The sequence below is a fragment of the Streptomyces violens genome (genome assembly GCF_000717745.1).
Classification (GTDB): domain Bacteria; phylum Actinomycetota; class Actinomycetes; order Streptomycetales; family Streptomycetaceae; genus Streptomyces; species Streptomyces violens.
This window is the reverse complement of the sequence record NZ_JOBH01000016.1, coordinates 24,601-36,554: the sequence shown is the minus strand read 5'-3', so window position 1 is coordinate 36,554 and position 11,954 is coordinate 24,601. Positions and strand designations below refer to the sequence as shown.

9 protein-coding genes are annotated in these 11,954 nt (G+C 68.8%); 4 read left to right on the top strand and 5 right to left on the bottom strand.

The window, feature by feature from the left end; all coding sequences use genetic code 11:
• The first annotated feature begins 57 nt into the window (after positions 1–57).
• From IF04_RS0127630 to IF04_RS0127620, 3 genes are all read left to right on the top strand, one after another.
• Positions 58–1,002 (top strand): amidohydrolase family protein, encoded by a 945-nt coding sequence (locus tag IF04_RS0127630; RefSeq protein ID WP_030263623.1) that lies wholly within the window; start codon positions 58–60, stop codon positions 1,000–1,002.
• Positions 1,003–1,190: 188 nt separating this feature from the next.
• Positions 1,191–1,643 (top strand): SUKH-3 domain-containing protein, encoded by a 453-nt coding sequence (locus IF04_RS36090; protein ID WP_037960928.1) that lies wholly within the window; start codon positions 1,191–1,193, stop codon positions 1,641–1,643.
• A 521-nt stretch (positions 1,644–2,164) separates the two neighbouring features.
• Positions 2,165–3,088, top strand: coding sequence for a GNAT family N-acetyltransferase (locus IF04_RS0127620; protein WP_030263618.1), 924 nt, complete (start codon positions 2,165–2,167; stop codon positions 3,086–3,088).
• Positions 3,089–3,359: 271 nt separating this feature from the next.
• On the opposite strand, the gene IF04_RS0127615 is transcribed toward IF04_RS0127620, so the two are convergent.
• From IF04_RS0127615 to IF04_RS0127605, 3 genes are all read right to left on the bottom strand, one after another.
• Entirely contained in the window at positions 3,360–4,742 is a 1,383-nt protein-coding gene (locus IF04_RS0127615) for an L-serine ammonia-lyase (protein WP_030263615.1), read from the bottom strand.
• A gap of 141 nt (positions 4,743–4,883) precedes the next feature.
• Complete coding sequence (locus tag IF04_RS0127610) at positions 4,884–7,664, bottom strand: SpoIIE family protein phosphatase (protein ID WP_245654530.1); 2,781 nt, start codon at positions 7,662–7,664, stop codon at positions 4,884–4,886.
• Between the two features lie 146 nt (positions 7,665–7,810).
• Entirely contained in the window at positions 7,811–9,220 is a 1,410-nt protein-coding gene (locus IF04_RS0127605) for an MFS transporter (RefSeq protein WP_030263609.1), read from the bottom strand.
• A 382-nt stretch (positions 9,221–9,602) separates the two neighbouring features.
• On the opposite strand from IF04_RS0127605, the gene IF04_RS0127600 reads away from it, so the two are divergent.
• Entirely contained in the window at positions 9,603–9,965 is a 363-nt protein-coding gene (locus IF04_RS0127600; RefSeq protein ID WP_030263608.1) for a bifunctional 3-phenylpropionate/cinnamic acid dioxygenase ferredoxin subunit, read from the top strand.
• Positions 9,966–10,009: 44 nt separating this feature from the next.
• Here IF04_RS0127600 and IF04_RS0127595 read toward each other — a convergent pair whose 3' ends face one another.
• Complete coding sequence (locus tag IF04_RS0127595; RefSeq protein ID WP_051831621.1) at positions 10,010–10,807, bottom strand: IclR family transcriptional regulator; 798 nt, start codon at positions 10,805–10,807, stop codon at positions 10,010–10,012.
• A gap of 185 nt (positions 10,808–10,992) precedes the next feature.
• Complete coding sequence (locus IF04_RS0127590; RefSeq protein ID WP_157847718.1) at positions 10,993–11,907, bottom strand: Vgb family protein; 915 nt, start codon at positions 11,905–11,907, stop codon at positions 10,993–10,995.
• Between the last annotated feature and the right edge of the window lie 47 nt (positions 11,908–11,954).

Below are 11,954 nucleotides of genomic sequence, written 5' to 3'. Positions count from 1 at the left end.
CGGTTAGCTTACTAAATGAGACAAGTTAGCAAGCTAATCATTAGGAGGCGAAGAAACGTGTCTTTCCCCGCTCGCATCGACGTCCACCAGCACATCGTTCCGCCGGCCTGGGCCCGGACCCTCGCCGCGCAGGGCCTCGACTCCGGCGGCTGGGCCATCCCCGACTGGAGCCAGAAGAGCGCCATCACGATGATGGATCAGCAGGGCATCGCCACCGGTGTCCTGTCCGTCACCGCTCCCGGCGTCCACCTCGGAGACGACGCCCAGGCCCGGGACCTCGCCCGCGCCGTCAACGAGTACGGCGCCGAGGTCGTCAAGGACCACCCCGACCGTTTCGGCCACTTCGCCAGCGTCCCGCTGCCCGACGTCGACGCCGCCGTGGCCGAGGCCGTACACGCACTGGATACCCTGCACGCCGACGGCGTCGTCCTGATGTCCAACGCCGGCGGGCGCTACCTCGGCGACCCCGACTTCGAGCCGCTGTGGGCCGAACTGGACCGCCGCGCGGCGAACGTCTTCGTCCACCCCGCCCAGCCCCCGATGCCCCTGCTGCCCGGCACCCCGGCCCCGCTGGCCGACTACGTCTTCGACACCACCCGCAGCGCCCTCAACCTGGTGCTGAACGGCGTCATGAGCCGCTACACCAACGTCCGGGTGATCCTCTCCCACGGCGGCGGCTTCCTCCCCTACGCCGCCTACCGCTTCTCCGGGCTGACCTCCACCGTCGTCGATCCCGACCGCAAGGCCGAGGATGTCCTGCGCGACCTGAAGCGCTTCTACTTCGACACCGCCCTGTCCGCCAGCCCCAGCGCCCTGCCCGCGCTGCTCGCCTTCGCTGAACCCGGCCACGTCCTCTACGGCAGCGACTGGCCTTTCGCCCCGCAGGAGGCCGGCACCTACTACAACCACTTCCTGGAGACCTACCCGGACTTCACGCCCGGCCAGGCGGAGGCCATCAACCGCAAGAACGCCGAGAACCTCCTCCCGCGCCTCGCCCGCTGACCACGGGCGAAGCACCGGAAGCCTGCTCCGGGCCACAGTCCAGCGCCGGGGCCCGAAGCAGCCTCCCCGTCCTTCTCTGCCGGACCAGGGCCTTTCTGTGAAGCGGTCACACACTGCTCAGTGACGTCGGCAACGTCGGCCGCTGAGATGATCACTGCTCGCCCATAGCTGAGGAGTCGGGGTCCCAGATGAGTAGCTGGTCGCCAGAGGTGGATGAGGTGTTGGAGGCGTCGGGATGGACGCCTGGACGGCAGGTAGACACGGCCCGCTGGCGATCCATGTTCGAAGCAGTCGGCCTCGCCATGCACGACGCTGCGGAAGCCTTCCTGCAAGAGTTCGGCGGTTTGACTCTGAACGTCAGCGGGCCTGGGGTCAGCTGTGCACGCACGCCGTTCGAGCTGGACCCCGAGCTGGCCTGGGGCGAAGATGACCGATTCACGGAGTGGGGCGAAGCGATCGGGCGCCATCTTTACCCGCTCGGCGAGCTGGACCACGGCCGGTTCTTCCTGGGCATCGATGAAGTTGGCGTGATCTATCTCGTCGAGACCTGGGTTGCCGACTTCGGTCCGATGCCTCACGCCATGGAGAGCTTGGTTCTCGGCGTGGCTCCTCGCCGGATCGACAGCGACCGTGCGAGGTGAAGGCGGCGGTGTAGTGACCGGATCTGTCGAGAGACGCTTGGCGCGGAAGTAGGCGCGAACGCGCTGGGAACTGCCCTTGTAGCCGAACGGCGCGATCTCCTCCCATGCCTTCCAGGCGTTGGTGCAGCCTTGGTTCCAACGATCGTCCAGGTAGGGCTTGTACTCATCGAGTACGGAAGGGCGCCCCTGCCATTGGCCGCGGAAGAGATCCTCGGGCGAGGTGGCGTCGGCGAGGAGTTTGACGATGCGGTACGTCATTTTCAGGCAAGTTCCCGAAGGCCGATCCGAGCGTCGGCCGTCACTCAACGTGGCTGCTTCACGGAAAGCGAGCCAGAGCCCGAGAACGGACAGCACCCTTCTCCCCATCCAGGGCAGGGTGGCTTTCCTGAGCCTCGGGGTGTCGCCGGACCGTTCGCCTCGCCTGCGGCGCACCTCCGTGGTGCGATGGAAAAGGGTGTCGGAGGGAGAGAGTGATGGTCCCACCAGCAGCGGAGCGCAGGAGTGGCGCGGCCCCGGTATCAGTGCGCCCGCTGGAGGAGGCGGACCTGGATCGGGCCGATGAGATCTGCAGTGTCGCCTTCGGGACCTTCCTGGGGGCGCCTGATCCGTTCGGGACCGTCGACTACGTCCGCACCCGCTGGGCGGCCGATCCACAGGCGGCGTTCGCGGCGACGGTCGAGGGCGAAGTAGTGGGATCGAACTTTGCCACTGACTGGGGCAGCGTCGGGTTTTTCGGACCGCTGACCGTGCGTCCGGATCTGTGGGACCAGGGCATCGGCAGGCGTCTGATGGAGCCGGTCATCGACTGCTTCGACGCCTGGGGGAACCGCCACCTCGGCCTGTTCACCTTCGCGCACAGTCCCAAGCATCTCGAGCTCTACCGACGGTACGGTTTCTGGCCCCGATTCCTCACAGCCGTCATGAAGAAGCAGGTCACAGACGGTGCCGCAGTCCCCGGCCGGGTGCTCTATGGCGACCTGCCCGCCGCCGAGCGGCCCGACGCGCTGAGCCTCTGTCGCGCACTGACCGGGGCCGTGTACGAGGGCCTGAGCCTGGAACGCGAGATCGTGGCCGCGCACGCGCAGGGACTCGGTGACACCATCCTGCTCCATGGCGCCGGCTCCGAGCTCGACGGCCTGGCCGTCTGCCACTGCGGAGCCGGGTCGGAGGCCGGCGAGAACGTGTGCTTCGTCAAATTCGGCGCCGTACGTCCTGGTCCGGAGGCCGCCGACCGGTTCGAGCGACTGCTCGACGCGTGCGAGCGGCTGGCCGCCGAGCGCGGGCTGGGGCAACTGGACGCCGGCATGAACCTGGGCCGCTCGGATGCCTACCGGCGCATGATCGACCGCGGTTTCCGTACCTGGTTGCAGGGCGTGACCATGCACAGGCCCAACGAACCCGGGTACAGCCACCCCGACGCGTATGTGATCGACGACTGGCGCTGAGACCACCGCCGCGCTCGGCCCGCCGGGAAGACCCGATGCTGTCAGAACCCGTTGGGGCGTTGCGCCGCAGCTCTCCCTCGTGCGTGCAGCCACCCTGCCTACACACTGTTCCCTTGACGGGACCCGCACACCCCCGGCGTGGCGGAGGCCCATTGTGGGCCGCCCCAGGGATGCGAAGCGTTCCCTGCGACCAGTCACCGCCCGTTCCGTCAGGGACACCCCAGGGGCTTTTCAGGGACCGCCTGGTCAGAGGCGATGCGGTCAGATGCGGTCAGCACTCGATCACGTTGACCGCCAGCCCGCCCCGCGCCGTCTCCTTGTACTTGACCTTCATGTCGGCGCCCGTTTCCTTCATGGTTTTGATGACCTTGTCGAGGGAGACATGGTGGCGGCCGTCGCCGCGTAGGGCCATGCGGGCCGCGGTGACGGCCTTGACGGCTGCCATGCCGTTGCGTTCGATGCACGGGATCTGGACGAGGCCGCCGACCGGGTCGCAGGTCAGGCCGAGGTTGTGTTCCATGCCGATCTCGGCGGCGTTCTCCACCTGCTCGGGGGAGCCGCCCAGTACCTCGGCGAGGCCGCCGGAGGCCATGGAGCAGGCCGAGCCGACCTCGCCCTGGCAGCCGACCTCGGCGCCGGAGATGGAGGCGTTTTCCTTGAAGAGCAGTCCGATGGCGCCGGCCGCCAGCAGGAAGCGGATGATGGCGTCGTCGTCGGCGCCCGGGACGAAGTTGAGGTAATAGTGCAGGACCGCGGGGATGATGCCGGCTGCGCCGTTGGTCGGGGCGGTCACCACCCGGCCGCCGGCCGCGTTCTCCTCGTTGACGGCCATCGCGTAGAGGGTCACCCACTCCATCGCCCTGCCCGCTGGATCGCCCTCGGCGCGTAGCGCCTTGGCCGCCGCGGTGGCCCGGCGGCGGACCTTGAGGCCGCCCGGCAGGATGCCCTCGCTGGACAGGCCGCGGGCCACGCACTCCTGCATCACCCGCCAGATCTCCAGCAGACCGGCGCGGACCTCGGCCTCGGTGCGCCAGGCCGTCTCGTTCTCCAGCATCAGGGCCGAGATCGACAGGCCCGTCTCGCGGGTCAGGCGCAGCAGTTCGTCACCGCTGCTGAAGGGGTACTTCAGCACGGTGTCGTCGAGCACGACGCGGTCGGCGCCGGCCGCTTCCTCGTCGACGACGAAGCCGCCGCCGACCGAGTAGTACGTCTTCTCCAGCAGTGGCAGCGCCTCGGTGTCGTACGCGGAGAGTGTCATGCCGTTGGCGTGGTACGGCAGGGAGCGGCGGCGGTGCAGGACCAAGTGGCTGTCCGTGGCGAAGCCGATCTCGTGGGCGTCACCGAGATCGCGGCCCAGCAGCCGCAGCCGCCCGGTCGACGTGATCCGCTCGACGTCGTGCTCGGCCTCGGCGACGTCGACCGTGTGCGGCTCGTTGCCCTCCAGGCCGAGCAGGACGGCCTTGGGGGTGCCGTGGCCGTGACCGGTGGCACCGAGGGAGCCGAAGAGTTCGGCACGTACCGATGCCGTCCGGGACAGCAGGCCCTCTTCCTTCAGCCGGCCGACGAACATGTGGGCGGCCCGCATCGGACCGACGGTGTGCGAACTGGATGGGCCGATGCCGATGGAGAAGAGGTCGAACACAGAGATGGCCACGGGCGGGCTCCCTTGTCTGTGCGTGGGTGGGTGGGCCGGGGATGTGAGATCGCCGCTTCGGCCACGCTGATTACGCTGCTGTTTCTGATTACGCAACTATTATCTTTATGCGCAACAGCTTTTCTTGCGGGTCAAGGGATGTCAAGGGGATGGCGCACTACCAGCCGCTGCGCCGCAGGCGGGCTCGGCCACTGCGCCGCTCAGGGACTGTTCGGTCCAGATGACCTTGCCGCGGGCGGTGTAACGCGTGCCCCAGCGCTGCGCGAACTGCGCGACCAGGAAGAGGCCGCGGCCGCCCTCGTCGCCGGTCTTCGCGCGGCGCAGGTGCGGTGAGGTGTTACTGCCGTCGGCGACCTCGCAGATCAGGCTGTCGTCGTCGTACAGGAGGCGGAGGCGGATGGGATCGGCGCCGTAGCGGACGGCGTTGGTGACCAGCTCGCTGATCAACAGCTCGGTCGTGAACGCCACTTGGTCCAGCCCCCAGTCCTCCAGCCGGCGGGTGGCTTCGGCGCGGACCCGGGGGACGGCGGCCGGGTCGCTCGGTACCTCCCAGTCGGCGACATGATCCGGGTCCAGCAGCCGCGTGCGAGCGATGAGCAGCGCGACGTCGTCCCGGGGGCGGGCAGGCAGCAGCGCGTCGAAAACGGCCCGGCAGGTCTGCTCGGGGCTCCGGTCCGGGTGGGCCAGGGCGGTACGCAGGAGATCCAGGCCGGTATCGATGTCGCGGTCGCGGTCCTCGATGAGTCCGTCGGTGTACAGGGCCAGTTGGGAGCCTTCGGCCAGGTGCAGTTCGGCTGTCTCGAACGGCAGGCTGCCGCCCAGGCCCAGCGGTGGGGAAACCGGTACGTCCGGATACTCCACGGTGCCGTCGGGGTGCACCAGGGCCGGCCCCGGATGGCCGGCCCTGGCCAGCGAGCACTTTCCGGAGACCGGGTCGTAGATCGCGTACAGGCAGGTCGCCCCCGTCACCCCGGTGTCGGCGCCTTCGGGACCCTCGTCCTGGTCGATCCGGGTGACCAGCTCGTCCAGGTGACTCAGCAGCTCGTCGGGCGGCAGGTCCAACGTGGAGAAGTTGTGCACCGCGGTGCGCAGCCGGCCCATCGTGGCCGCGGCGTGCAGCCCTTGCCCGACCACGTCCCCCACCACCAACGCCACCCGGGCGCCGGGCAGCGGGATGACATCGAACCAGTCGCCGCCCACCCCGGCGTGTGCCGGCAGATAGCGATGGGCCACCTCGATGCCGGAGTGCTCGGGCAGCCCGTGCGGCAGCAGGCTGCGCTGCAGTGTGACGGCCATGGTGTGCTCGCGGGTGTAGCGGCGGGCGTTGTCGATGGACACCGCGGCGCGGGCGGCCAACTCCTCGGCGAAGGACAGTTCTTCCCGCTCGAAGGGGACGTTCTCCGAACGCCAGAAGTTGGCCGTACCCAACAGCACCCCGCGCGCCTGCAGCGGTACCGAAATCAGCGAATGAATGCCGTAGTCCAGGACTTGCTGGGCGCGCTCCGGGTGCTGGGCGCGCCAGCCTTCGGAGGTGGCCAGGTCCGGCTCGAGTACCGCGTGACCGCTCACCACGGCGGTGTCGATCGGATGCGTGGGTACAAAACGGATCGGCTCGCCGACCGGAATGAGGGGCTGGTCGGCGCGGATGCCACGGATCACCGTACGGCGCATCTCGGTGTCCGTACCGTCCGGCTCCTCCCCGCGCGGTACGGCCTCCAGCAGCTCGACGGTGGCGAAGTCGGCGAACCGGGGGACCGCCACCTCCGCCAGCTCCTCCGCGGTGCGCACCACATCCAACGTGGTGCCGATCCGCGCCCCGGCGTCGTAGAGCAGTTGCAGGCGTTCCCTGGCCACCTCCGCGCGACCCGCCAGCGCCCGCAGTTCGGTGGTGTCACGCAGTGTGGCCACGCTGCCGGACCGGCCGCTGTGATCGTCGACCGGCCGCAGGTTGACCGCGAGGAGCCGGTCCCCGGCCAGATGTACCTCGTCGGTGGCCGTCCGGCCCGACGCCAGCAGCTCGGCGGTGCCTGCTTCCAGTCCCAGTTCGGTGACCTGCCGGAGCTCGGCGTCCGCCGGCAGCTCCAGCAGTCGCTGTGCCTCGTCGTTGGCCAGCAGCAGCCGGCCCTCACCACTGATGACGAGCACGCCTTCCCGGACCGAGTGCAGCACCGCGTCGTGGTGCTCGTACATCCGCGCCATCTCGGCCGGTTCCAGGCCGTGCGTCTGCCGCCGCAGCCGCTGGCTCACCCACGCCGACCCGCCCGTGAGCAGCACCAGCGCGCCTGCCGCGGAACCGAGCAGCAGCGGGAGATGGTCCATCACCTTCGCGTTCACACTCTCGACGGTGATGCCGACGGACACCAGCCCGACCACCTTCCCGTCGGTGTCGACGACGGGAACCATCGTGTCCACGGCGCGGCCGACCCCGGGCGTGTAGGAGGTGGTCTGGTGCACCTTGCCGCCGAGCGTTTCGGCGTAGGAGCCGACGATGCGCTTGCCGATCCGGTCCGGGTCGGGGTGGGTCCAGCGCACACCGGATGTGCTGAACGCGATGATGTAGTTGACCTCGGACCGCTTCCGGGCTTCCTCGGCACGCGGCTGCAGCAGTGCGCTGGGGTCGGCGGATTTCATGGCGCTCAGCGTCCCCGGGGCGTGCGCGAAGGTCTCGGCGCCGACGCGCGAGCGGTCACGGGCCTCCTGCAGGCTCGAGCCACGGGCCTGCAGTACGAGGGCCGTCACGGCCGCGCAGACGAGCAGCAGGACGACCACCAGGTGCAGGAGGAACACCTGCCCGGCGACGGTCCGCGCACTCACCAGGGAGCGCAAACGGCCTCCCGGCGACGACCGGCGCCGTACGTCCCGTCCGTCCTCGGGCGGGCGGGACGGCGCCGTGAAGGACGGGCGGAACTTGGACATATCCATACATCCAGTATGCTCGGCGAGGGGGAGGGGGGCGGTGTGCCACGAGGTGGGCGGTGCGGGGGCGAGGCGAGGGGGGCGGGCAGACAGCCGGCCGACCCCTGGAGAGGCCGGCCGGCTGTCTGCCGCGTTGCGCTGCCCTTACGGCATCAGGAGCCTTCCAACTCCCCTTCCCGGACGTCCTCCATGCGCTCTTCACCGGCCGGCGAGCGCTTGGAGGTGGCGGGGAGGGCGCTGGTCTCCGCCAGGGTCCGGCCGCGGGTCTCCTCGGCCCAGAGCACGGAGACCAGCCAGCCCACCAGGGTGATGCCGGCGCCGATCAGCATGGTCGGGCCGATGCCCAGCCGGCTGAGGGAGATCGGCAGCAGATAGGTGCCCGCAGCGGCCCCGACGCGGCTGATGGAGGTGGCCACGCCGCCCGCCGTTGCCCGGATGCTCGTGGGGAACAGTTCGTTGGGATAGGTCCACTCCAGGACAGTGGGCCCGCCGGAGAACAGTGCGTAGGCGCAGAAGCAGACGATGACCACCGCGAAGGGCACCGCGGAGCCGCCGCCGAGAACCACCAGCGGGACCGCCATCAGGGCGAACGACCAGACGATGACCGGGCGGCGGCCGATCCGGTCCACCATGCGCAGCGCGGGGATGCAGCCCAGTACGAACACCACGCTGATCAGGGCCGATCCGAGGTTGCCGGCGTTGCCCTTGTCGAGGCCGAAGGAGCCCAGGATGGTGGGCCCGAAGGTGAGCAGGGCGAACATCGGCGTGATCTGACACATGTAGAACAGACCGCAGAACAGCGTCCGCCGCAGATAAGTACCGTGGAACAGGTCGCGGAACCGGTGCTGTTGCAGCGATTGCTCGGTCGCCGCGGCGGCGAGCAGTTCATTGGTCGAAACGGTGCGGCCCAGCGCACGTTTGATCGCCTTCTGGGCGTCGTCGGTACGTCCCTTGTTCACCAACCACAGTGGTGACTCGGGTGTGCCGATGCGCATCACCAGGATCAAGGCGCTCAGTACGGCGGAGGAGGCGATCATCCAGCGCCAGGTGCCGTTGCCGCCGATCTCGGCCATCACATACCCGACCACGTACGCGGCCGCCGCGCCGATGTACCAGGCGAGGATGAGGATGCCGAGCAGCCGGCCGCGGTGCTTGTTCGGCACCCATTCGGCCAGCAGGGACGTGGCGATGGGGTAGTCGGCTCCGATGGCAACGCCGAGTATGAAACGCAGGATGACGATCTGCCAGGTCTCGTCGGCGAACACCGACAGCACCGATCCGCCGACCAGCACCGCCAGGTCGATGGTGTACATCGCCTCGCGGCCGAGCTTGTCGGTGACGGCGCCGAAGCACAGGCCCCCGATGAAAATGCCGACCAGGGCGGCGGCGCCGATGAGGCTCTCGTCCGCCGTGGTCAGGTGCAGTTCGTTGCTCATACCGATCAGCGAGACGCCGATGATGCTGAGCAGGTAGCCGTCCAGGAACGGGCCGCCGGCGCAGGCCCAGGTGAGTTTTCGGTGGAATTTGTTCAGGGGCGCCTCGTCGATGGCACGGATGGACATGTGACCTCCTGGGGTAGGGGACGGGGGCCATGCGGGCCGCACAGCGGGAGGCGCCTCCGGCAGACGGCCTCGCCCCGGTGCGGAGGCCGTCCTGAATGCGACGTCGCAGGTGGTGCAGGCGGTGGTGCACGCTTTGGGTGGTGTTGCGCATAGGGACGTGCGTTTCTGCTGACGCAACGGAACCTTGATAGAGCGTTCACGTCAAGACCGGCCGCCGAAGAGGTGAACGTTGAGCAGGTCAGAACTGGTTGCGTATGACGCAACAAATCAGGGCGGGAAAGTCCGAGATCCGGGTGTCTTGACAGTGATTTGGGGCACCCGCAAACTGACGTTGCGCTGTTGCGCGCGTCGCAATCCGTTTCGCTATACGCACCGGGGTGTCATGATGATTCCCGCATGCCGTCTCGCGGACCTGCCGCGAGGTGAAGCCCACCGGATCGACAACGATCCGCCCATCTCCGTGTTCCACACCGAGGACGGCGAGATCTTCGCGATCGACGACACCTGCACCCACCAGGACGCCTCGCTCGCCGACGGCTGGCTGGAGGGGTGCGAGGTGGAATGCCCGCTGCATTCCTCGAAGTTCGACCTCCGGACGGGCACTGTCGACGCTCCGCCGGCCAGGCGCCCGGTCCGCACGCACGAGGTCCTCGTCGCGGACGGCATGATCTACGTGCAGCCGTCCACGGAGGCTCCCAACCTGCCGCCGTGCGTTGCGGCTCGTCTCACCGCACGCTCTGCGTGATCTGCGTGCCCTCTGCGTGATTCACGTGGGGGGCATGCAGCCGCTCAGCCCAGGTAGCCCATCCGGTAGCTGATCTCTTCCGCACCCTTGAGCAGCATCGGGGCGAGGTCCTGCATACGCTCCTCGGTGAACCGGTATGCGGGACCGGAGGCGCTGAGCGCCGCGACGACTTCACCGTCACGGTCCCAGACCGGTGCCGCCATGGCGTGCAGCCCGATCTCGAACTCTTCCAAGGTCATGGAGTAACCACGCTTGCGCGTCTCGGTGAGTTCCTTCTCCAGCTTGGCCTTCGCGGTCAGCGTGTGCGGGGTCACCTTTCGCAGGCCGGCCTCGGACAGCAGCGCGGCGCGCTCCTCGGCGGGCATGTGGGCGAGCAGGATCTTGCCGCTGGAGGTGGCGTGCAAGGGGGTCAGCTGGCCGACCCAGTTGTGCGCGGTGATGGCTCCCGGGCCGCGCACCTGGTACAGGTTGATCGCGTAGTGCTCCTGCATCACGGCGATGTTGACGGTCTCACCGATTTCCTCGGCGAGCCGCTGGCAGACCGGACGGCCCTGCTGGGTGATGTCGATGCGTCCGGTGACCGCGCCGGCCAGGCGCACGATGCCGAAGCCGAGGCGGTACTTGCCGCGCTCGCCCGCCTGCTCCACCATGCCGCGCGCCTCCAGGGCGCCGAGCAGCCGGAACGCGGTGGACTTGTGCACATCGAGCTCGGCGGCCACCTCGCTGACCCCGGCCTCGTCGCGCTGTGCCAGCACCTCCAGCACGGTGATGGCACGGTCGACGGACTGCACGCCGCCGGCCGGTGAACCTGTCGTTTCATTCTCCGGACGGTAGTTGCTCATAGTGAAACTATACGCACAGTAATCAACGCGGCCATAGGGCTGTGCTGGCGGCGTTGACGTTGAGCGTTGCGGGCACTGCAACCGGAGCGCGCACAGCGATACACCCTGGGCCGAGAGGGTAGACGCAACCTTTTTACGTGTCGACCCTCAGGGCTGTCCGGCGGAGGCCGAATCCTGCCAACCGTTCAACGGGGCGGTGTGAAGCGGCGGAGTGTGTCGGTCTCGCGGTCCGCCAGCCAGAAGCTGCCTTCCGGGGTGGGCGCGATGCTGGTCAGATTCTTCGCTCCCCGTACGGGCCAGAGGGTGATTCCGCCCTTGGTGGTGATGCGTCCGACCCGGTGGTCCGTTGTGAACCAGAGGGCCTTGTCGGGCCCGAGGACGATGCCGCCCGGATGGTCGGACGCCCGGACGCGGAAGTGGGAGAAGCGGCCGTCGGTGCCGATGCGTCCGATGCCGCGCCGTTCGGTGAACCACAACGCCTTGTCGGGGCCCGCGACGATGCTCTGCGGGGCCGTGCCCTTGGGCAGCGGCCACTCCTTGTACTTCCCTTCGGCAGTGAGCCGGCCGATGCCGTCGCGCTGGTCCTCGTCGTACTGAAACTGCTGGCTGAACCACACCGCACCGTCCGGCCCCGTGGCCATGCCTCGCACCGGTACGTCGAAGTCGCCTTTCACCAGCGCGATGCGGTGCAGCCCCCGCTTGGTGTCGGCGCGAGCGAAGACGTAGGAGCTGGGCGCGGAGTGGCCGAACCAGATGGTGTTGTCGGGGCCGAGAGTCAGGGCGTCGGGGAAGCCGGGGCGCTTGCCGCCGGGGCCGTTGGGCCGGGCGTAGGAACTGTCGTCCCACCAGGTGAACTTCCCGGATGGGCCGAGGCGTCCGAGCTGGTCGCCGGCGGTGTACCAGATCCCGCCGTCCGGGGATTCCTGGAGGTCGTACGGGTAGGGCGGGTAACCGGGGCCGCGGGGGAGTGGATGCTGGGTGACCTTCCCCGCCGGAGAGATCTCCGCGATGGCGCTGAGCCGCGACTGCGCAACCCACAGCGTGCCGTTGTCGCTCACGACCAGGTCAGCGAGGAAGGCATTGCCCGGCAGGCGGATCACGGAGGGACCGCGGTGGGACGCTGACGCGGAGGGCCTGCGCTCGCCGC